Source organism: Chromohalobacter moromii (genome assembly GCF_023091865.1).
Lineage (GTDB): Bacteria > Pseudomonadota > Gammaproteobacteria > Pseudomonadales > Halomonadaceae > Chromohalobacter > Chromohalobacter moromii.
On sequence record NZ_JAHXDI010000002.1, the window covers coordinates 418,318 to 438,062 of the forward strand.

Sequence of the window (19,745 nt, forward strand, 5' to 3'; positions counted from 1 at the left end):
CCCCATTACACGTTTCACAGAAGCGAGGCTCGGGCGGGCGGTAGGGCGGACGCCTCGGTCGCCTCGGGCAAGTTTTCGGCCTCGGGTAACATCGTCTGCTGCGTATCCGGGCGATATTTGCGCATGATATAGCGCAGTCGTTTCATGACATCCAGGTTGGCGGACTCCATCCGCGACAGGGCTGCCATCGCGTCGTCCATGCGTCCTTCCTGATGATGCGTCACGGCGTCGATGGCTTGTTGGTGGACTTCGCGATGCGGGACTTCCAGCGCTTGAAAGTCCTTGTCGCTGTAGAACTGCTGGCTACCCTTTCCCTCGTAGTACCAGCGGCCCAGGGCGCACTGGGTTTCATCGGGCAGGTCGTCGGCCGTCTTGTCCGAAATCCCTATGAAAATGCGATAGACCTCCAGCTTGATTTCCAACTCCTCCAGGTTGGCGAGCTCGACCTCGCTGAGCATGGCAGAGAAGGAGAGCGTCGGGCTGCTTTCACTGGTCAGGTCCAACAGTTGCTCGGTACGCTGCATCACGTGGCTGGCTTCGGCGCTCAGACGTTCGGCCTTGCGGGCATTGTCGACCATCACGCCGTCGACCTGGTCGACCTGGTCGACCTGGTCGGCCTGGTCGGCCTGGTCGGCCTGGCTCAGGATGCTGCCGTTGAACCCGCTAATCTCGTCGGTGGCATCATTGGTGCGCGAGGCGAGCTGGCGTACCTCGGGCCACCACGGCGAAACCGCGCCCCGCATCGCCGGCCCGTGCCGCCTCGATGCGAGCTTGAAGTCGGTCGCGCTCGGCACGCAGCGTTTCGGTATGTGCGCTTTCGGTGTGTTGACGAGATCTGCCATGGCGAAAGGCGAGAAGGGTCATGGTGGCGTGCTCCTGTGGTAACGCGTGTACCTCTCTATGGCAGGAAGCGTGCCAACTTTAACTGTTTGATCTTTCGATAATTAATACGGAGTAGGTCGATTTTACCCGGTGTAATGAGGTGATGATGACCGTCTCCATGGTCGTGAGAACCTGAACGATATCGATGGTTTGCCCATGATGGACCAGTGATGGACGGAGAAGAGGCGGGACAAGAGACAACGGCTTTCGCCATCGGGAAGACGTGCGACAACCTTGATATCAGTCAGGCTTGCGGTGTTGCTTCAGTGGCATGATGGGTGGCTACCGATCGTTGAGGAGGGTCACCATGCCATTGTCGTTACCGCCACCGTTGCTTCTGTTGCGGGCTCTCGATCATGGAGCTCCGCTGGCACTCAAGCGTCGCTTGGTCGAGCCGTTGCTCAACCGAACTTTCGCCGAGCCGCTGGTCGAAGGCGAGTTCGATGCCCTCGACGGACGCCGCATCACGCTGAGGGTCGAGGAGTTGGATGCGGTACTGACCCTGGGGTTGGAAGCAGGGCGGCTGGTGCTTTGCCGCGAGGCCGGCGAGGCGACCATTCGTGGTGGTTGGCGTGAGTTCCTGTGCCTGGCGAACCGCCACGAAGATCCCGATGCCTTGTTCTTCCAGCGCCGCCTGCTGATCGAAGGCGACACCGAGTTGGGTCTGACGGTCAAGAATCTGCTCGACGGTCGCGAGGAAGGGCTTGCTCAGGGCCGCCTGGGCAAGTGGCTGGAACGCCTGGAGCGGCTGGTGCGTCACGATCGCGGTGCCCAGTCATCCCGGACGTCTCCGGAGACGCCAGGGGGAGAGGATAGGCTTTCCTGATTGAAGTCAAGACGTCTGCGTTCTCGTTCTGGCCTGATGGCCTTACCCCCGCCTAGATCATGGCACTGGGCCCGGTAACCTCGGGGCCGGTGCCCGAAGGAGACAGAATGAGCGAGTATTCTCCCCACCAGGACTGGGATCCCCGCGCCGAAGCCGTACCCAATGCCATGGACCCGCCGGAGCATGCCCGCTTCCGGCGCCTGATCGAACCCTACTTCGCGCCGGGCCCCATGCGCGATTTCGAGCCTCTTTACAGTGATATTGCCGACAAGCTGGTCGACGCGCTACCGGCGGAGGGGGAGATCCTGCGTATGGATGCGCCCTTGATGTCCAATCGGCGTATTGCCACCTGCCCGGTAACGCTCGGCGGGCGACGTATCGAGGCGGGAGAGCGTCTGCAGAGTCCCGAGGATCCTTTCAGTGTCTTTCGTTGTCGCCAGGTCGGTAACTGCAAGTGGGTCTGTCCTGAAGGATTGAACCCGATGAAGACCATCGGCCGTATTCGGGCAATGCTATTGAAAGAGGGTGTTTAAGTGAGCTTCCGCCATAACGACGGGCCCGTGCTGCTCGCCTATGCGTTCCGGCCCTTCTTCCTGCTCACCGCGCTCTACGCGGCAAGCTTGGTAGCGGCATGGACTGCCTTCCTGTTCGGCGGGCTGCCCCTGCCGCTGGGTGTGAATCCGGTCCAGTGGCATGCGCATGAGCTGCTCTTCGGCATGATGCCGGCAGCCATCGCAGGGTTTTTGCTCACCGCCATGTGCAACTGGACGGGAGCGCCACCTCTGAAGGGTGGCGGTCTGCTGGCGTTGATTTTGTTGTGGACAGCTGGGCGGGTAGCAATGTGGCTGTCGGGCTGGCTGCCGCTGTGGCTGATCGCGGCGATCGATCTGGCCTTCTTGCCGGCAATGGCGGCATATGTCGCACAAGTGCTGCTGCGCCACGGCAATTACCGCAACCTGGTGCTGGTTGCGCTGCTCTCTCTACTCACCGGAGCCAACCTCGCAATGCACCTGGGGTTCAGTGGGCTTTGGCTTATCGGGGGGCGGCTGGGTGAAGTCCTGGCGCTGGATTTGATTGCCACGATCATGGTCGTAATCGGCGGTCGGATCACACCGGCGTTCACTGCCAACTGGCTACGCATGCAGGGCAAGGATCCCACCCAGGTGAGACGCTCGGAGGCGCTGGATCGTGCGGCCTTCTGGAGTATGGTCGCTATGGTGCCGGTCGACCTGGCGATGCCTTTTCCTGTGCTGGCTAGTCTCATGGCATTGTTCGCCGCACTCGTCAATGGTTGGCGACTCCATGCCTGGCGGGGTTGGAAGGCCTCGGGGGAGCCCCTCATATGGATTCTTCACTTTGCCATGGCCTGGATTGTCGTTGCCCTGCTTCTCAAGGCGATGACGCCTTGGTTGGCGCTATCTCCCAGTGTCTGGATGCACGCGATGGGGGCCGGAGCAGGCGGTACCTTGATACTGGGCGTGATGACCCGTGTAGCGGTGGGGCATACGGGGCGGCCAATGCGTCTGCCGCGTTTGGCGATATGGATCTATATCGCTGTCATCACTGCGGGGGCGGTGCGAGTGATTGCGGCCTTCGTGCCGCAACTGGCCTATCCTGCGCTCACCGTCTCGGCAGTGGCCTGGGTGGTTGCTTTTCTACTTTTCGTGCTTATCTACTGGCCGATTCTGAGCCGACCACGCGCTGACGGGCGCCCCGGCTGAATGCAAGCTCGGAATATGGTGAAACCCATTGCCGTCTGGGATGTTCATATCCAGAACCAGCCGTGGCTACCTGCCACCGCCCCCGCGATCGTAATCAGGCTGATGACGAGCAGGAACCAGTGCAGCCCCTGGACGAGCCGAAACGTGGATCCGGGGGCGCGTTCGGCGCGTGCATGGAGCCAGCGGTGCAGGAATAGCGGCTCGAACACGAACAGCATCAGCGTGAAGATCAGCCACACCACGATCATGGCGTGAATCCACCAGTACTCGATCATCGTCAGGCGCTGCCAGCCGACGACATCCAGCATGTAGAAACCACTGAGTCCCGCCAGCAGCGTGGTGATGCGTGCCTGCCAGGCAAAGCGTGCTTCCACTTTCTCGAAGAATGCCACGCGCTCCGTATCGCTTTTGAAGCGCTTCACTGCCGGTAGCAGGACGGTGGTCACCATCGCTACGCCGCCGATCCATAGCACGACGGCCAGCACATGCACGACCCGGGCCAGAAAGTAGTATTCCATGTGTCACACGGTTCTCGAAAACAGGCCGCGCTGGCCCTCGCCCAAGTAGGCGTCGAAGGCCATGGCTACGCTGCGCATCATCAGTTTCCCCCGGGGCAATAGCCTCACTGCACCTCCCTCGATCGCCACCAGGCCATCGGCGATATGCCTGGACAGCTGATCCAGCGAGTCGGCGAAATAGTGGGCGAATTCGATATTGTACCGGTACTCGAAATGGGCCATGTCGATGTGACCATGGCACATCAGGGCCATGATTACATCACGGCGCAGACGGTCGTCGTCATTGAGTTGGTAGCCGCGCTCGACCGGCAGGCGGCCGGCATCGAGGCAGGCATAGTACCGAGAAAGCGTCTTGGTATTCTGACTGTAGCTGTCGGCTACCTTGCCGATGGCGGAGACACCCAGGCCGATCAAATCGCAGTCGGCATGTGTGGAGTAGCCTTGGAAGTTGCGTTGCAACGTGCCGTTCCGGCGGGCTAGGGCCAGTTCGTCATCGGGCAGCGCGAAGTGATCCATCCCGATGTAGACGTACCCCGCAGCGGTCAGGCGCTGGATGGTCAGCTCGAGCAGTTCCAGCTTGCGCTCCGGCGGCGGCATGTGCTCCGGGCGAATCAGGCGCTGAGCCTTGAACATGCTGGGCAGGTGGGCATAGCTGTAGGCAGCGATGCGATCTGGCCGAATATCGATAATCTTGGCCAGGGTGGTATCGAAGCTCTCTACGGTTTGCAGCGGCAGGCCATAGATCAGGTCGACGCTGATCGAATCGAAGTCGGCCTCGCGGGCTGCCTCGACCAGAGCGCGAACCTGGCCTTCGCTCTGGATGCGATTGACGGCGGCCTGCACGTCAGGATCGAAATCCTGAACGCCGAAGCTCAAACGGTTGAAGCCTAGTTGGCGCAGGCCGTGAACTCGCTCGGGCGTGACCGTGCGTGGGTCGACTTCCACGGAAAATTCGTAGGCGCTGCGGGTATCGACGCGAAACGCCTGGCGCAAGGCATCCATCAGCTCGGTAAGCTGTTCGTCGGTGAAGTAGGTCGGTGTGCCGCCGCCCAGGTGGAGTTGGGTCAACCGACGGTCGGCGTCGAACAGTTCGGCATGCAGGGCGATCTCGCGCTTCAGATAACCAAGGTACTCGGCTGCTTTCTCGGTCTTCTGGGTAATGATCTTGTTGCAGGCGCAGTAGTAGCACAGGCTCATGCAGAACGGAATATGGACATAGACCGACAGGGGCTTGGGTAACGGGTCGCCGTTGCTCATCTCGGTGGCTTGCCGGTAGTCGTCCAGCGCGAAGGACTCGTGGAACTGCGGTGCAGTCGGATAGGAAGTGTAACGTGGCCCGGGGAAGTCGTACTTGTTGACCAGGGCACGGTCGAAGACCTGTGTTTGACTCATGGTCATGTCACCAGAAGGGAGTGATGAGTGCACTATACGAGGTCTTGCTGTCACGGAAGTTGCTTTCGATCATTTTCGAGGCGATCGAACGAATCGTCAGCGCTCAAAGGCAACCGCAAAGTGTCGGCTTGAGCGGGAAGGTCTGCCAGCGCACCGGCACCTGCCTCGTGGCGCTTTTCTGCTTTCTCATCGCCCTGGCCATGCCGCTGATGGAAGTGGTGCCTTTCTCGGCCAATGGCGCGGGGCTGGCCTTGATGATGTTCGGCTTGTCGCTGATGGCCAATGATGGACTCTGGGCGCTGCTGGCGCTGATCCTCACCGGGGGGACGGTCGGCGGCGTGGCATACGCCCTGCTGTGATATGGCACTTTCAAAAGGCTGCTTCACCGCCATGATCGGCGTGAAATTCGTGTTGCAGCCAGTCCAGCAGTGCCAGCGTTTCCACTCTCGATTGAGCGCCTTGTCGTGTATACACCGAGAGCGCGTCGCTGAGCGGCAGCGACGCATCGACTGGTCGCACGAGCTGGCCGTTTTGCACCAGGCGCTCGGCCGTGCGCCGCCAGCCAAGGGCAATACCATGCCCGGCAAGCGCCGACTGAAGAACCAGCGGATAGCTATCGAAAATCATGCCATTTCCCTGGCTGGGCACGAAATTCCCCATGGCGCGTAGCCAACTATCCCACTCGAACCAGTCCGGTGCGTCGGCCCTGTGGTGCAGCAAACGGTGTTCGGCGAGGTTCGCCAGCGTGATGGGGCGCTGCTGTGCGGCGAGATAGTCGGGACTGCAAATCGGAAAGATCTCGTCGGATGCGGTGAAGGACAGCGTGTGACTGCCGCTGGGGCGCCCGCTCGTCTGCAGTGCGACATCGAAATAGTCGTGATGCTCGACCACGGGGCGCGTCGAGGTCACCAGGCGTACCTCGATTTCCGGATGCCGCCGGTTGAATGCGGCGAGGCGCGGCATGACCCAGTAGAAGGCTTCGCAGAGCTGGCAGAAGAGCACCACCACACCGTCATGCACTTCCTCTCGCAAGGTGTTGGCATGCGTTGAGACGCTCTCCAGAGCGGTACTCACCGTGCGCCCGAACTCGCGGCCGGCGGCGGTGAGGAAGACGCCTCGGTTGCGACGCTCGAATAGCGACACGCCGAGGTTTTCCTCCAGGGCGCGAATTTGGCGGCTGACGGCGGCCTGGGTGAGATGCAACTCCTCGGCGGCACGCGAGAAGCTTTCCAGCCGAGCGGCAGCCTCGAAGGGCATCAGGCTGGCGAGTGGGGGCAAGGCCTTGCCTAGTCGGTTCATATAAGATCCATAATCACAGCTCATGGAAAGTGACGTATAACTCGTTTGTCGTGCATGCCTGGGGCGCGCACCCTTGAGCGGCTTCTTGCTCAGGGAGAACGTTCATGAAGCCGATAATTGGTACGCAAGCCTCAGAATGGCAAGGCATCGGTTGTATTATCGCCTCGGTCTTCTGTCTCTCGATGGCCGACGCTTTAGTTAAGTATATCAGCGATGACGTGGGAGTTTGGCAGTTATACGTGCTGCGTGCGCTGTTGGCGTTGCCGCTTTTGGGGGTGTTGCTTGGAAGACGTGGCGTGGTGCGCCTGGGGCGAGCTCTGCGCCGCCGCTGGGTGCTGGTCAGAACCGGCTTGTTGATGGCGATGTGGGTGACCTTCTATGCGGCGCTGCCGACGTTGACGCTATCCATGGCAGCGGTGGCGCTGTACACCTCGCCGCTGTTCATTGCCTTGTTCGCTGCCTGGCTGGCCGGCGAGCGGCTTTCAACAGCAGGCTGGTGGGGAATCGTCTTGGGCTTTGCCGGCGTGGTGCTGATATTGCGCCCGGGGACGATGCATTTCACGCCCACGGTGGCACTGCCGCTGCTGGCGGCGGTGTGTTATGCACTGGCGTCCGTGGTCACACGGATTCACTGCCGCAGTGAACGGGCATTGGTGCTTTCCGGGGCGTTGAACCTGGGATTCTTGAGCATGGGCGTCGCGGGATGTGTCGGCATGACGTTGTTCGCTGGAGATCCCGCACACGCGATGTCCTTTCTGACCTTGCCCTGGCAGTCCTTGGTGCCCGCGACCTGGGGCATGCTGGGTGGCCTGGCGGTGCTGTTCGTACTGGCCAGCAGTACGGTAGCCAAGGCGTATCAACTGGCTCCGGCCGCCTTGATCGGCGTTTTCGATTACGCGTACCTCATTTTCGCGACCGGTTGGGGGTGGTGGCTGTTCAGCGAGAAGCCGGACGTGGCCACGGCGGTGGGCATGTTGTGCGTGGGCGTGGCGGGAGTATGCGTCTGGCGCGCCACGCCCGACCGCATGTCGTCCAGTGTCGTGTCGGCCGACGCCGCGCCTCGATCCGGTCATTCGTCGTGGTCGCCGGAATGATGCTGCCGATGTTTAACCTGGGGGCCGGATGCAGGTTGAGTCAGGCGCGATCATTTCCTATACCTAGGGGCACGTTGCTATTTCAACACGGACAAGGAGTTGTCGCATGTTGACCTTCGTTTCCTGGCTCTTCATTGCCCTCGGCGTGATCACGGCACTGGCGATTGCGCGGGACGTGATGCGGCGTCCGCAGCCGATGGCGATCATGAACGTGACCTGGCCGATCACCGGGCTTTATATGCCAGTGCTGGGCTGGTGGGCGTATGCACGCATGGGCCGTGCCACGCCTTCGGCAAATGAGCAGGCGAGCCATGGACATGGTGAAGGTCACGAGCACGACCATGCTCATACTCACCATCATCATGGCGATAAGCCCAAGTGGCAGGGCGTTTTCGTCTCGGCCACGCACTGCGGGGGCGGTTGCACCGCAGGCGATGTCGTCACTGCGCCGCTGGCGACCCTGACGGGGTTTGCCTTGCTAGGGTCGGCGACGCTGGGGCACTTCGTGCTGGCCTTCGTCGGCGCGTACCTGTTCGGTGTGCTGTTTCAATATTTACCGATCCGCGCCATGAGCGACAGTGGTCCACGCCAGGCGCTGATCGATGCCATCAAGGCGGATACGCTTTCGCTGATCGCGTTCCAGGCGGGCATGTACGTCTGGATGCTGATCGCCATTCACGGCTGGATGGGCGAAATGAACGCTTTCTCGGTCACCTTCTGGTTCATGATGCAGATCGCCATGCTGATCGGATTCGCAACGTCCTATCCAGCTAACTGGATATTGATCGACCGAGGCATCAAGCACGCGATGTAAGGCGGCGTGATCACCGCATGATTCGTCGTGCGGTGATCACGGGAGTCGCCGTACTCAGGCCGAGAGGCCGCTGGCCTCATCCACGCCGAGGTGCAGGTTCATGCTCTGCACGGCGGCGCCTGCCGCCCCTTTGCCGAGATTGTCCAACCGGGCGACGAGGGAGACGTGTTCATGGTTGCCGAACACGAACAGGTCGACGCGGTTGGTGTCGTTGCAGCCCTGTACTTCGAAGAAGCCACCATCCAGGTTGGCGGGGTCCTCGAGGGGCATGACGCGAACGAAAGTCTCACCTGCGTAGTGCTCGGCGTAGGCTTGGCGCAGCGCCGCGGCCGTGGCCCCGGGGCTAAGCTGGTCGATGTGCAGGGGAATCGTCACCGAGAGACCCTTGAGGAAGGGGCCGACGATCGGCTGGAAAACCGGTGTCCGCTCGAGCCCGCCGTGCACACGCATTTCCGGCAAGTGCTTGTGGGTCAGCCCCATGGCGTAGTGACGCGGTGCGGCCAGACGGTCGTCGCGGCCGGCTTCGTACTCGGCGATCAACTTCTTGCCGCCGCCGCTGTAGCCGGTGATCGAATGTGCCGTCAACGGCGTTTGCGCGGGCAGCAGGCCGGCCTCGACCAGCGGCCGGGCGAGCATGATGAAGGCACTGGCATGGCAGCCTGGATTGGCGATGCGCTTGCTGGCGCGAATGGCGTCACGCTGGCCCGGCGTCAGTTCGGGGAGGCCATAGGTCCACTCGGCATCGGTGCGAAAGGCCGTGCTGGCGTCGATCAGGCAGGTATCGGGGTTCTCGAGCAGCGCCGCGGCCTCGCGAGAAGCCGCATCGGGCAGGCATAGAAAGGCCACATCGGCGGCGTTGAGCAGACGGGCGCGTTCGGTGGCATCCTTGCGCTTGTCGCTGTCGATGCGCAGTAGTTCGATATCCTTGCGTGCCTCGAGATAATCCAGCAGCCGCAGCCCAGTGGTGCCTTCCTGACCGTCTACGTATACCTTGAATGCCATGGGAAATTCGTTGCCTCGTTGACCGGGTCCGTACATGCCGGCAGCACTGCCAGCGAATCGTCCTCCATTGTGCGTCGATGCGGCCGCGCTGTCATGTTTCCGAGCGTCAATCCGCTTGTCGTGACTCGCAAAAACGACCAACCTGAGAGGGGTTGGGATTTCGCGTCACCCACTGAGACAAGCGTGATAAGGACGACATATGAACAAGCGTGTATTGGCTTTCGATGTCTATGGCACCTTGATTGACACTCACGGCGTGGTGGAGGCCTTGAACGCTGAATTGGGCGATACCGAAAAGGCGCAGGCCTTTTCGCAGCGTTGGCGGGACAAGCAGCTCGAATTTGCCTTTCGTCGCTCGCTGATGGGCGCTTATGCGAGCTTCGCCGATTGCACGCGGGATGCGCTGGAATTCACCGACCGCGCCATGGGTAACCAGCTCTCGGAGGTCGCCAAGGACCGATTGATGGCGCTTTATGGGCGCTTACCGGCATTTTCCGATGTCGCCGAAGGACTGGCACGCTTGAGTGATGCCGGCATGCGCTGTGTGGCGTTTTCCAACGGCACCCGGGAGGCCGTGACGGGGTTATTGGCCCAGGCAGGTATCCGCGAGCGGTTCGACGCCATCGTCAGCGTCGACGACATCAAACGCTTCAAGCCCGATCCTGCCGTGTACGCTTATTTGCGCCAATGCACCGAGTCGAAGGCCACCGATACCTGGCTGATTTCCAGCAATCCCTTCGACATCATCGGGGCCAAGTACGCTGGCTTGCACGCGGCCTGGATACGCCGCAGTGCGGAAGCGCCCTTCGATCCCTGGGGCGATGAGCCCGACATGACGGTGAGCGATCTCGACGAACTCGCTGAGCGCTTGGTGAAGTAAGCGCGACGAGACACGTTCAGCCACCACGCCGCCACCGGAAATAACGCGCCAGCCAGCCGAGCAGGCGCTCGGGCTTGTGGGCGTTCTTCCATACGCCGGCGGTGCCTTTGACGGCTTCCGAGAGGGTCGGATAGGGGTGAATCGTGCCGAGCAACTTGTTGAGCCCGATGTTGTGCTTCATGGCCAGCGTCACCTCCGCCAGCCATTCACCGGCGTTTTCGCCGACCAGAGTGGCACCGAGGATGCGATCCTTGCCGGGGACGGTGAGGATCTTGACGAAACCAGTGGTGGCGCGCTCGGCGATGGCCCGGTCGCTCTCGGCCATCGCGTAGCGAGTGACCTCGTAGGCGATGCCCTGGGCCCTGGCCTCGCGCTCGTTGAGCCCCACGCGCGCCACTTCGGGTTGCAGGTACGTCACCGCGGGCATGATGCGGTAGTCGACCTTGAAACGCTTGAACTCGCCGAACAGGGCGTTGACGGCGGCATGCCAGGCCTGGTGCGCGGCGGCGTGGGTCAACTGATAAGGGCCGGCGACATCGCCGCAGGCCCAGATGTTGGGCAGCTTGGTCTGTAGCTGCTCGTTGACCTCCAAGGTCCCGTTGTCGCGAGTGGCGATCCCCAGCGCTTCCAGCCCGAGCCCTTCGACGTTGGCCTGACGACCGACGCTGACCAGCAGGCGGTCGAAGGGAATGCGCGTCTGACGACCGTCGGCCGCCTCGACGAGGAGCTGGTGCTCGTCGTTCTCGACCGTCACCGACAGCGCCCGGGTACGAGTCATGATCTCGAGGCCTTCCTCGGCGAGCAGGCCGGCGACGAGCTCGCCGACTTCGTCATCCTCGCGCCCCAGCAGCTGCTCGGCGCCCTCGACCAGCGTTACCTGGCTACCCAGGCGGGCGAAGCTCTGGCCGAGCTCGCAGCCGATGGCGCCGCCGCCCAGCACCACCAGGCGGCGCGGCTGCTCGGTCAGCGTCCACAGGTTCTCTGAAGTCAGCACGTCGATCTGCTCGATGCCCGGAATCGGCGGCACCTTGGGCGTGGCGCCGGTGGCGATGACGATATGCCGAGCCGTCAGCGGCTGGCCGTCGACATCCACCGTCCACGGTGACAGCAGCCGCGCCGTGCCGCGTTTCACCTCGACGCCCAGCCCGGTATAGCGTTCCTCGCTGTCATGGGGTGCCACCTCCTCGATGACACGTCGCACGTGGCCCATGACCTCGCCGAAGTCGATACGCGGCGCCCCCGCATGGACACCCAGTCGCTCGGCATCGCGCACGTTCTGGGCGGCCCGCGCGGCGCGAATCAGCGCCTTGGAAGGCACGCACCCGGTATTGAGACAGTCGCCCCCCATGGCGTCACGTTCGACGAGCGCGACCTTCGCTCGCACCGCACTGGCGATGTAGCTGGTCACGAGCCCCGCCGAGCCGCCGCCGATCACCAGAATGTCGACATCGAAGCGCCGGGGCTTGGCATACCCCCGGTAGCGCTTGCGGCGTTGCAGCCCGTCGACGATCCAGCGCGCGATCAGCGGGAAGACGCCCAGCAGGGCGAAGGAAAGCAGCAGCGACGGCGACACGACGCCACCCAGCGATTGCAGTTCGCCGAGTTGCTGGCCGGCGTTCACGTAGACCAGCGTGCCCGGAATCATGCCGATCTGGCTGGCGACATAGAACACCGAGGTGCGCAGCCGGGTCAGGCCCATGGCCAGATTGACCACGAAGAACGGGAAGATCGGCACCAGCCGCAGGCTGAACAGATACAACGCACCGTCGCGCTCGATGCCGCGGTTGATCGTCTCGATCTGCCGCGCGAAGCGACGCTCGATCAGTTCCCGAAACAGGGTTCGGGAGACCAGAAACGCCAGGGTGGCGCCAATCGTGCTGGCAAAGGAGATGATCAAGAAACCCCAGCCCAGGCCGAATAGGGCGCCCCCCAGCAGCGTCAGGAAGGCGGCGCCGGGCAGCGAAAGCGCGGCGACCAGCACATAGACGAGGAAGAAACCGCCGGCGACGAGCCAGGGCGCATCGGCGAACCATCGATCGAACCGCCCTTGCAGCGACTTGATGGACTCGAGCGTCAGGTAATCGTCGAAGCCACCCGCAAAGAAGGCAATGATCGCCACCAGGACCACGCCGAGAATCACCACGCGATAATGTTTCACTTCCTCTCCCCTTCTGCGTGCTTTCATTCGGCCATCATGGCTTGGCGGCATCCTGCTCCAAGCCGATCCGCGTCCATCATGGCAACAAAACGCGTCGTCCACCACACGCCAGGGCGAGCATTCATGTCGCGTTGTCCAGCATGCGCCAGCGCTCGAGATCGCGCGGGGTGTCAAGATCCCACACCGTATCGGGGCAGGCCACGCGAAGGCCCAGTTCTCGTGCCCTTGCGAGCGTCTGCGCCGCTACCTCGCTGCCGCCCCAGGCCACGTCCGTGAACAGTCGGGCGGGGAGCCGATGGCCCCCGATCAATGCATAACCGCCGTCCTCGGCGGGCAGCATCACCAGATCGTGAGCGTTCAGCGCCCGCACGCAGCGCGCCAATAGCGTCGACGTCAACACCGGGCAGTCGCTGCCGATCAGTAACGCCGGGCCGCGCTGGGCGGACAAGGCGGCGTGCATTCGCTGCCCGAGATCCCCCGACGGCTGGGCGTGCAGTGCGATGCCATGTCGCGCCGCCAGCGCTTCGAGCAGCGGATGGCGCGGTGCCAGCCCCGCCCACAGCTGTACCCGTGCGGCGGGAAAGGTCTGGCAGGCCACCTCGAGCGTGCGTTCGAGCAGTGCGACATGCACGTCGCGCGCCTGCTCGGCATCGAGTGCCGGCATCAGCCGGGTCTTGATCTTGCCGGGGATCGGCGCCTTGGCGAACACCAGCAGCGTCGCCTCGGCGCCGGCGATCATCGCGTCAGCGGACATCGGTGTACTCCCCCGCCAGGGTCCAGGGCGATACACCGCACCAGTAGCGCAGGCGCAGCCACCACATCGTGACGATGGTGCGTAACGGGCCGTGCTGCTGCCAGCGCCGCGCGGACGTGGTCACCCGCGGGGCGAGGCAAGCCGGCGCGCACAGACGACGTAGGCGCCGGCTGATTTCGATGTCTTCCATCAGCGGCTGGTCGGGGAAACCGCCAACGCGCTCGAACGCGTCGCGGGTCATGAAGATCGCCTGGTCACCCGTGGCGATGCCAGTGAGGCGCGAGCGCCGGTTCATGCTCCAGCCGACCAGCCCCGCCAGCGCGAATCCGCGCTCGATCTCGACGTCGAAGCGCCCCCAACATGCCGGGCCCTTCAGCGCTGCGTCGATCAACCGATCGGCGCGATCTGGCAGGCGCGTGTCGGCATGCACGAAGACCAGGCCGTCACCGCTACTCTCCCGACCGCCGAAATTCATCTGCCGGGCCCGGCCGCGTTCACCGATCAGCACCCGATCCGCCAGGGGGCGCGCCAGCGCGGCGGTGTCGTCGTCGCTGCCGCCGTCGACGACCATGATCTCGACGCCGCGGTCTCTCAACGGCGACAAGGCGGTCAGGCAGGCCTGGATCGTCGCGGCTTCGTTCACCACCGGCACGATCACGCTCAGCCGCGGTGTGTCGGCAAGCGGTCCTGAATCATGCACGCTCATTGGCTTATCCCTCGGGACAGCGAGGCGGTGTCGGCGACGCGGAAAAGCCGACGCCGTAATACCAGGCGGTGGCGTCGCCGCCCGCATTGTCGCCATCGCTCATCAACGCCACGCCGTCGATCTCGCTCACGTCCTCGCCGAACAACGCCTGGTAATCGGCACTCACGTCGCGCACTTCCGCCCGCCATTCGCCGACCGGCGACTGCTCACCCTGAAGGGCCAGCAGCATCGCCCGGTCGGTGAAGGCATTCGGCCAGCGCGCGTCCGTGGCCTGATTGGAGGACCAGACGTAGTTCACCGATTGCACCTGCCACGGCAGCAGGCCCGTCTTGCGTGCCACGTAGAGTCGGGCGGGATAGTCGTCGCCGGCCTGGGTGCGCTCGTCGAGCCCCGTGTAGCGGGCATCCACCTTCCAGCACCAGTGCAGATAAGGGGTCTCATCCAGATCGATCTCGCGCTCCAAGTACTTGGCGGACGCCTGGCCCCGCGCATTCGCTTGGAGCACCTCGACGCCGTTGTCGCGGACGACCGCGTAACGCGTCTGTCCCTCGAAGGAACGCGTCTCCCACGCCGCCATGTCCCGGGCGGAAAACGCGATCTCGGCGGCCCAGGCGCTTGTCGAGAGCGCCAGGCCGCCCAGCAGCAGTGTCCGCGCTATCCATTGGTGCATCATCATGTGCGTTTCTCCTGATCGATGGACTCCATGGCGGTGCCTCGTTCGGTCAACCTCAGGATGCGCCCTCCCGCCGCCTGGGCGTCGGCTTCGTCGTGGGTCACCATCAACGTGGGCAAGCGGTAGTGACGCACGCGTTCGAAGACCCAGTGGCGGATCTCGTCGCGCCGGGCGGCATCCAGCTTGGAGAACGGCTCGTCGAGCAGGATCGCGCGCGGCTGCGACAACAGCACCCGCAACAGGGCCACTCGCGCCTTCTGTCCGCCGGAGAGCGTCGACGGATCGCGCCCCGCGAATGCCTCCAGTCCCACCGACGACAGGGCGTCATGGATTCGCTCGCGGCGTTGCCGGCGCGTCCCTTCACGCACCATGCCGAAGGCCAGATTGCCGGCCACATCGAGATGCGGAAACAGCAGCGGATCCTGAAAGAGTAGCCCCACATGGCGCTGCTCGGCGGGTAGCGTATCGATTCGCGTCTCCTCGAGCAGCACGCGCCCTTGCGCCTGGAAAGCCGGGCTCAAAAACCCCGCGATGAACGCCAGCAAGGTGGACTTGCCGACGCCGGAGGGCCCCATGACGGTCAGTACCTCGCCGGGAGCGACCGCCGTGTCCAGGCTCAGCAGACGTTGCTGCCCCTGATGAATGACGATGTCGTCGAGAATCAGTGACGCCATGGCATGAATCCTTTCGTCAGTCGGCACCTGGCAGCAGACCGCGCCGCCGTCGAAACACATAACGCGGCACCAGCATCGCCAGCATGAAGCCCAGCGCCGGCAGCAACAGTTGCAGCAGGGCGTAAATGGCCGTCAGCCGGCGGTCTCCCCCGCTCGCCAGGCTGACCGCCTCGGTGGTCACCGTGACCACGCGCCCGGCGCCCAGCAGCAAGGTCGGCAGATACTGGCCGATGCTCACCGCGAAGCCCACCGCCGCCGCGGTCAGTACCGGTGTCAGCAACAGCGGCAGACGCACGCGCCAGAAGACCCGCCAGGGGCCGGCACCGAGGCTGCTCGCCTGCTGGCTCCAGCGCGGATCCAGGCGTCGATAGCTTTCCGCCAGCGACAGGAAGACGTAGGGCAGTACGAACACCGCGTGACCGATGATGACCGCACCCAGGCCGGGCCGGACACCCATTTGCGCCTGCATCATGACCAGCCCGAACAGAAACGCCACCGAGGGCACCAGCAACGGCAGGTACAGGATCAGTTGCGCCCAGGGGCGCATCGGCCGGCGGCGCTGGGTCTCCGCCTCCAGCGCGCCCAGCACCAGCACCACGGAGACCAGGGTCGCGGCGAGCGCGACCCCGAGCGACTGCCATACCGGCGCGACCAGATCATCGGCCGCGTTCAGCCAGTTGTGCGCGGTCGGCGGCCAGGGCAGGAACGCCGGGAACGGCCAGTATCCAGCCACCGACCACAGCGCCAGTCCCGCCAGCGCGGCCATCATCAGGCCCAGCACGGTGCGCATGGCCAGCCAGGCCATACCGGCCAGCCAGCGATCGCCGCACTGGCGCCGCCCGTCCCGACACCAGCCCCGGCTGGCGCGCGCCACCAATCGCTCCAGCGCCCACCAGATCGACAAGGCAACCAGCGTCAGCAGCAGCTGCAGCATCGCCCCCGCCGAGGCCATGAAGCGCATCGACAGCGCGGGATCGTTGAGCCAGCCGACCACCGACACCGCAAGCGTGGAAGGCGTCGTGGGGCCCAGGATCATGGCTACGTCCACCGTCGAGGTGGCAAAGGCGATCACCGCGTAGAGGGGCAACCGCAGCAAGGGATAGAGCCCGGGCATGACACCCTTGAGAAAGGCCGTCAGCGGACGATAGCCCAGACTGCGTGCCACGCGCAGGCGCTCGCCGGCCTGGCACTGCACCAGGGCCGCCAAGCTCATCAGCAGCAGGAAGGGCACCTCCTTGACGACCAGCCCCAGGATCAACGACAGCCCCCAGGCATCGCCGGGAAACGCATAATCCGGCGGGTAGGCCCAACCGCTCAGCCAGGGCGAGATTCCCCGCGCCGCCCATCCCGACGGCGCCAGCAGGAACGCCAGGCCGATCGCCGCCGCTGCGTGGGGCACCGCCAGTAGCGGCGACAGCCAGCGCTGGATGCGCCGATACAGCGCCGTATGCAGGAAACTGCCCAGGAACAGTACCACCAGACCCAGTGACAACGCCGCGCTGACCAACCCGGTCACCAGGCTGAGCCGTGCCATGTCGACGATTCCCGGCACCGCGAAGAGCTGCCGCCAGGGCGCCAGGGTCAGGCGTTCACCGCCGAGTGCCGGCAACCAGCCGAACGCCGGTGCCAGCGCCCCCAGCACACCGGCGACCACCGGTACGCTGAGCAAGGCGATGGTCAGCCAGGGCAGGACACCGACAACCAGCCGATAGGCAACGGCCGATGTCATTGCGCGCCGTAACGCTGCCGCCAGGCCTTCTCGAGCGGCTCGATCCAGGAGGGATGGGGTTCGCGCAGCGTCTCGCCCAAGGAGGGTGGCGGCAGGCTCTCGGCGGCCCGGCCATCGCGCGCGAACGCCTCACGCTGCTCGGGGTTCAGGCGCGACATGTCCAGCACCGTGGCATCGCCCCACAGAGAGAGGTCCTGCTTGCGGGCCTGGGCCTCGGGCGAGAGCAGGAAGTTGGCGACCGTCAAGGCGCCGGCCTTGTGCTGGGCATTGAAGGGAATGGCGACGAAATGCACGTTGCCCAGCGTGCCATCGTCGAGGATGTAACTGCGCGTGGTCGGTGGCAGTTGATAATCGAGGACCGCGGCGGCCGGGGCGGAGGGGGTAAAGGTGAACGCCAGGCTCAACGCCCCGTCGCCCATCAACTGACGCATCTGTGGCCCGCCCGCGGGGAAGCGCTCGCCCTCGCGCCACAGAGAGGGATGCAAACGGTCCAGGTAGTCCCACAGCGGTGCGGTGACGGACTCGAAATCGGCCTCGTTGACCGGTGCATAAAGCGCCTCACGGTGCTCGGTCAAGGCCAGCAGTGCCTGCTTGAGGAAGGTCGTGCCCAGAAAGGCCGGCGGCTGGGGATAGGTGAATCGCCCCGGATGCGCCCGGGCCCAGTCGAGCAGCGCGGATATGCTGCGCGGCGGCTCATCGACACGCGCGCTGTCGTAATAGAAGGTGATCTGCGCACGCCCCCAGGGCGCTTCGTAGCCCTCGACCGGCAGGGTGAAGTCCTCGCGCACCTCGGGGTTCTGCTCGGGCGCGGTCAGCGGAAAATGGGGCAGCTGCTCGGCCCAGGGGCCATAGAGCAGGTCGTTGTCCTTCATGGCGGCGAAATTCTCGCCGTTGAGCCAGATCAGATCGACCGCGCCCTGGTCGTCGTTACCCGCTGCTTTCTCGGCCACTACGCGGGTCACCGCCTCGCCGGTATCGCCCACCTTGACATGCTCAAGGTCGATCCCGTAGCGCTCGTCGACCTGATCGGCCACCCAGTCGATATAGGTATTGGTGCGCGGATCGCCGCCCCAGGCATTCCAGTAGACGGTCTGCCCCCGGGCGGCCTCGGTCACCGAGTCCCAATCGGACAACTCGTATGCCTGACCCATCGTCGGCAATAGCGACAACGCCGCTAACAGCAAGCCTCGCGAAAACGTCATGTCTCTCTCCCTCGATTGATCACCGCCTTGGTCGTGGCACGGCGATATTCCTTACATCGCGTATCGGCGCCGGTGCCCGTAGCTCGCAGTCGAAAGCGCGCCCCTCACTAGCCGACAAGCATCAGCGTGCCCGGCTCAGCTCTCGGGAAAGCCGATGGTTGTCGTCACTGACTCGCTCGATGACCGGCGAGGACAAATAGTGTCGAGCCCGGTCTTCTACATGTGCAATCAGCCGGTCCTCGCTCAAGGCAGCGGACCAGTCCTCGCCTTGTGCCAGCGAATCCCGCTCTTGGTGGTGAAGTGTCAGCCACTTGGCACACCAAGTCGTCGACCACAGCCACATGGCTCGCCTCGTGGCCACCAAGGCCTCGACATCCATCACCTCATTGGTGGTGTGCCGGGTTGCCCACCAGTGGCGATAAAAGTCCACTACGGTGGCGGTATCCAAGACGGCGTAGCTCGCCGGATCCCAGGTCGTGGAGGTATACAGCGAGGCATGGGCAAGATCCAGCCCGGGGTGGCCATAACGGCACTTCTCCAGATCGACCAGTACCGCCTTTCCCTCCGGGGTGATCAGGAAGTTGCCCGGATGCGCATCGAAACTGATCAGGCAGCGTTGGACATCGATACGCTCGGCCAATTCACGATCATCGTTGAAGAGTGTCAGCTCGCTGTCGAGCCGCCGCCTTGTCGCCTCATCAATCGGCGCGTCATCGAGATAGTTAGCCTGGGCCAGAACCTCATCGCGCATGGCGGTCCAGGGCGAATGCGGACTTTCCAGCGGTGGGCGCGTAGCGACCGGCGGCACGGCGATGTCATGCAGATGCGCCAGTGCCTCGCCGATTGCCGGTAAGTCGTCAGGCAGCCGCGCCTGCCTACCCTCGATGGCACTCACGAGCAGGCCTCCACGGGGGAAGTCGGCACTGATTGGCAGGATGGCGTGGAGGTCCGGTGTATGGCCGCTCTGTGCGGCGCGTCGAAAACAGGCCGCCTGATACTCTAGATTTGTCTGCGGGTCGAGCTGCATCTGGCTCTGCTTGGGCAGTCTTGCTATCCAGTCGGGGCCGGTTTCACGTGAGATCCACACATGATCATGGGCAAGACCGGTATCCGGCAACGCGGCGAGATGAACGACTGTGTTGTCGATGGCGATCAACGCCTTGTGCAATTGAGATAGACGTTCGACAGAGAATAGCGATGAGGGCGTAAAATCGACCACGAAAGAAACACTCCTAGGAGGGGGTTAGCTACTGGCATTATTCGACATGGGGCCAACATGGCTGACATACCCTGTTAGTCGCAGAAAGGGCCAATTCCTTTCTAGTTCCGCGATGCTCCTGCCGCGACGCGCTCTAAAGTAACTGTAACGACAAGCCGGCGTTGCGGCTAGCCTAGCCGGCGACTGGCGGGGCCACGCTGAC

21 protein-coding genes are annotated in these 19,745 nt (G+C 63.8%); 7 read left to right on the plus strand and 14 right to left on the minus strand.

The genetic code is table 11. The annotated features are described in order from the left end of the window. Positions 1 to 14: 14 nt before the first annotated feature. Positions 15 to 743, minus strand: coding sequence for a CZB domain-containing protein (locus tag KZO83_RS08485; protein ID WP_247620460.1), 729 nt, complete (start codon positions 741 to 743; stop codon positions 15 to 17). Beyond that, entirely contained in the window at positions 682 to 864 is a 183-nt protein-coding gene (locus tag KZO83_RS08490; RefSeq protein ID WP_247620461.1) for a hypothetical protein, read from the minus strand. The genes KZO83_RS08485 and KZO83_RS08490 overlap by 62 nt, the downstream gene beginning before the upstream one ends. Positions 865 to 1,189: 325 nt before the next feature. Between KZO83_RS08490 and ubiT the strand changes: the two genes are divergently transcribed. The 3 genes from ubiT (at position 1,190) to KZO83_RS08505 (ending at position 3,429) form a co-directional block, all read left to right on the plus strand. Beyond that, on the plus strand, positions 1,190 to 1,708 hold the full coding sequence (gene ubiT, locus KZO83_RS08495; protein WP_178999295.1) for a ubiquinone anaerobic biosynthesis accessory factor UbiT: 519 nt from the start codon (positions 1,190 to 1,192) through the stop codon (positions 1,706 to 1,708). Positions 1,709 to 1,815: 107 nt separating this feature from the next. Then, the gene (locus KZO83_RS16505; RefSeq protein WP_442867475.1) at positions 1,816 to 2,241 is read left to right on the plus strand and encodes a hypothetical protein; all 426 of its coding nucleotides are present in this window, start codon (positions 1,816 to 1,818) and stop codon (positions 2,239 to 2,241) included. Next, the gene (locus tag KZO83_RS08505; protein ID WP_247620462.1) at positions 2,242 to 3,429 is read left to right on the plus strand and encodes an NnrS family protein; all 1,188 of its coding nucleotides are present in this window, start codon (positions 2,242 to 2,244) and stop codon (positions 3,427 to 3,429) included. Between the two features lie 44 nt (positions 3,430 to 3,473). Here KZO83_RS08505 and KZO83_RS08510 read toward each other — a convergent pair whose 3' ends face one another. Continuing rightward, entirely contained in the window at positions 3,474 to 3,947 is a 474-nt protein-coding gene (locus KZO83_RS08510) for a hypothetical protein (RefSeq protein ID WP_075368147.1), read from the minus strand. Positions 3,948 to 3,950: 3 nt separating this feature from the next. Beyond that, positions 3,951 to 5,339: an oxygen-independent coproporphyrinogen III oxidase gene (gene hemN, locus KZO83_RS08515; RefSeq protein ID WP_075368146.1), complete on the minus strand. Its 1,389-nt coding sequence runs from the start codon at positions 5,337 to 5,339 to the stop codon at positions 3,951 to 3,953. A gap of 23 nt (positions 5,340 to 5,362) precedes the next feature. Here hemN and KZO83_RS16430 point away from each other — a divergent pair, with 23 nt between their 5' ends. Continuing rightward, positions 5,363 to 5,698 (plus strand): exopolysaccharide biosynthesis protein, encoded by a 336-nt coding sequence (locus tag KZO83_RS16430; RefSeq protein ID WP_075368145.1) that lies wholly within the window; start codon positions 5,363 to 5,365, stop codon positions 5,696 to 5,698. A 10-nt stretch (positions 5,699 to 5,708) separates the two neighbouring features. Here KZO83_RS16430 and KZO83_RS08525 read toward each other — a convergent pair whose 3' ends face one another. Next, positions 5,709 to 6,638, minus strand: coding sequence for a LysR substrate-binding domain-containing protein (locus tag KZO83_RS08525; RefSeq protein ID WP_178999298.1), 930 nt, complete (start codon positions 6,636 to 6,638; stop codon positions 5,709 to 5,711). A gap of 104 nt (positions 6,639 to 6,742) precedes the next feature. Between KZO83_RS08525 and KZO83_RS08530 the strand changes: the two genes are divergently transcribed. Then, positions 6,743 to 7,732: a DMT family transporter gene (locus tag KZO83_RS08530; RefSeq protein WP_247620463.1), complete on the plus strand. Its 990-nt coding sequence runs from the start codon at positions 6,743 to 6,745 to the stop codon at positions 7,730 to 7,732. A gap of 106 nt (positions 7,733 to 7,838) precedes the next feature. Next, positions 7,839 to 8,546, plus strand: a complete 708-nt coding sequence (locus tag KZO83_RS08535; protein ID WP_247620464.1) for a DUF4396 domain-containing protein — start codon at positions 7,839 to 7,841, stop codon at positions 8,544 to 8,546. A 54-nt stretch (positions 8,547 to 8,600) separates the two neighbouring features. On the opposite strand, the gene argC is transcribed toward KZO83_RS08535, so the two are convergent. After that, entirely contained in the window at positions 8,601 to 9,548 is a 948-nt protein-coding gene (gene argC, locus KZO83_RS08540) for an N-acetyl-gamma-glutamyl-phosphate reductase (RefSeq protein ID WP_247620465.1), read from the minus strand. A 199-nt stretch (positions 9,549 to 9,747) separates the two neighbouring features. Here argC and KZO83_RS08545 point away from each other — a divergent pair, with 199 nt between their 5' ends. After that, complete coding sequence (locus tag KZO83_RS08545) at positions 9,748 to 10,428, plus strand: haloacid dehalogenase type II (RefSeq protein WP_247620466.1); 681 nt, start codon at positions 9,748 to 9,750, stop codon at positions 10,426 to 10,428. Positions 10,429 to 10,444: 16 nt separating this feature from the next. Here KZO83_RS08545 and KZO83_RS08550 read toward each other — a convergent pair whose 3' ends face one another. The 8 genes from KZO83_RS08550 to KZO83_RS08585 all read right to left on the minus strand — a co-directional run bounded on the left by KZO83_RS08550 (position 10,445) and on the right by KZO83_RS08585 (position 19,543). Then, positions 10,445 to 12,586 carry an FAD-dependent oxidoreductase gene (locus KZO83_RS08550; RefSeq protein ID WP_247620467.1) on the minus strand — a complete coding sequence of 714 codons (2,142 nt, stop codon included), beginning with the start codon at positions 12,584 to 12,586 and terminating at the stop codon, positions 10,445 to 10,447. A 121-nt stretch (positions 12,587 to 12,707) separates the two neighbouring features. Further along, complete coding sequence (locus tag KZO83_RS08555; RefSeq protein ID WP_247620468.1) at positions 12,708 to 13,340, minus strand: TIGR04282 family arsenosugar biosynthesis glycosyltransferase; 633 nt, start codon at positions 13,338 to 13,340, stop codon at positions 12,708 to 12,710. Further along, positions 13,330 to 14,040 carry a TIGR04283 family arsenosugar biosynthesis glycosyltransferase gene (locus KZO83_RS08560; RefSeq protein WP_418904301.1) on the minus strand — a complete coding sequence of 237 codons (711 nt, stop codon included), beginning with the start codon at positions 14,038 to 14,040 and terminating at the stop codon, positions 13,330 to 13,332. Before KZO83_RS08560 ends, KZO83_RS08555 begins: the two co-directional genes overlap by 11 nt. 10 nt (positions 14,041 to 14,050) lie before the next feature. After that, positions 14,051 to 14,722 (minus strand): DUF3047 domain-containing protein, encoded by a 672-nt coding sequence (locus KZO83_RS08565; RefSeq protein ID WP_247620470.1) that lies wholly within the window; start codon positions 14,720 to 14,722, stop codon positions 14,051 to 14,053. Further along, positions 14,719 to 15,393: an ATP-binding cassette domain-containing protein gene (locus KZO83_RS08570; RefSeq protein WP_247620471.1), complete on the minus strand. Its 675-nt coding sequence runs from the start codon at positions 15,391 to 15,393 to the stop codon at positions 14,719 to 14,721. The genes KZO83_RS08565 and KZO83_RS08570 overlap by 4 nt, the downstream gene beginning before the upstream one ends. A 16-nt stretch (positions 15,394 to 15,409) precedes the next feature. Then, positions 15,410 to 17,122, minus strand: a complete 1,713-nt coding sequence (locus KZO83_RS08575; protein WP_247620472.1) for an ABC transporter permease — start codon at positions 17,120 to 17,122, stop codon at positions 15,410 to 15,412. Further along, entirely contained in the window at positions 17,119 to 18,324 is a 1,206-nt protein-coding gene (locus KZO83_RS08580) for an ABC transporter substrate-binding protein (protein ID WP_247620473.1), read from the minus strand. Before KZO83_RS08580 ends, KZO83_RS08575 begins: the two co-directional genes overlap by 4 nt. Positions 18,325 to 18,445: 121 nt before the next feature. Beyond that, on the minus strand, positions 18,446 to 19,543 hold the full coding sequence (locus KZO83_RS08585) for an aminoglycoside phosphotransferase family protein (RefSeq protein ID WP_247620474.1): 1,098 nt from the start codon (positions 19,541 to 19,543) through the stop codon (positions 18,446 to 18,448). Between the last annotated feature and the right edge of the window lie 202 nt (positions 19,544 to 19,745).

Coding starts and splice junctions, on each gene's coding strand:
- KZO83_RS08485 (WP_247620460.1), bottom strand. CDS start 743: ATGCGGGGCGCGGTTTCGCCGTGGTGGCCCGAGGTACGCCAGCTCGCC.
- KZO83_RS16505 (WP_442867475.1), top strand. CDS start 1,816: ATGAGCGAGTATTCTCCCCACCAGGACTGGGATCCCCGCGCCGAAGCC.
- ubiT (WP_178999295.1), top strand. CDS start 1,190: ATGCCATTGTCGTTACCGCCACCGTTGCTTCTGTTGCGGGCTCTCGAT.
- hemN (WP_075368146.1), bottom strand. CDS start 5,339: ATGAGTCAAACACAGGTCTTCGACCGTGCCCTGGTCAACAAGTACGAC.
- KZO83_RS08530 (WP_247620463.1), top strand. CDS start 6,743: ATGAAGCCGATAATTGGTACGCAAGCCTCAGAATGGCAAGGCATCGGT.
- argC (WP_247620465.1), bottom strand. CDS start 9,548: ATGGCATTCAAGGTATACGTAGACGGTCAGGAAGGCACCACTGGGCTG.
- KZO83_RS08535 (WP_247620464.1), top strand. CDS start 7,839: ATGTTGACCTTCGTTTCCTGGCTCTTCATTGCCCTCGGCGTGATCACG.
- KZO83_RS08565 (WP_247620470.1), bottom strand. CDS start 14,722: ATGATGATGCACCAATGGATAGCGCGGACACTGCTGCTGGGCGGCCTG.
- KZO83_RS08580 (WP_247620473.1), bottom strand. CDS start 18,324: ATGACGTTTTCGCGAGGCTTGCTGTTAGCGGCGTTGTCGCTATTGCCG.
- KZO83_RS08525 (WP_178999298.1), bottom strand. CDS start 6,638: ATGAACCGACTAGGCAAGGCCTTGCCCCCACTCGCCAGCCTGATGCCC.
- KZO83_RS08575 (WP_247620472.1), bottom strand. CDS start 17,122: ATGACATCGGCCGTTGCCTATCGGCTGGTTGTCGGTGTCCTGCCCTGG.
- KZO83_RS08490 (WP_247620461.1), bottom strand. CDS start 864: ATGACCCTTCTCGCCTTTCGCCATGGCAGATCTCGTCAACACACCGAA.
- KZO83_RS08555 (WP_247620468.1), bottom strand. CDS start 13,340: ATGTCCGCTGACGCGATGATCGCCGGCGCCGAGGCGACGCTGCTGGTG.
- KZO83_RS08510 (WP_075368147.1), bottom strand. CDS start 3,947: ATGGAATACTACTTTCTGGCCCGGGTCGTGCATGTGCTGGCCGTCGTG.
- KZO83_RS08570 (WP_247620471.1), bottom strand. CDS start 15,393: ATGGCGTCACTGATTCTCGACGACATCGTCATTCATCAGGGGCAGCAA.
- KZO83_RS16430 (WP_075368145.1), top strand. CDS start 5,363: ATGAGTGCACTATACGAGGTCTTGCTGTCACGGAAGTTGCTTTCGATC.
- KZO83_RS08545 (WP_247620466.1), top strand. CDS start 9,748: ATGAACAAGCGTGTATTGGCTTTCGATGTCTATGGCACCTTGATTGAC.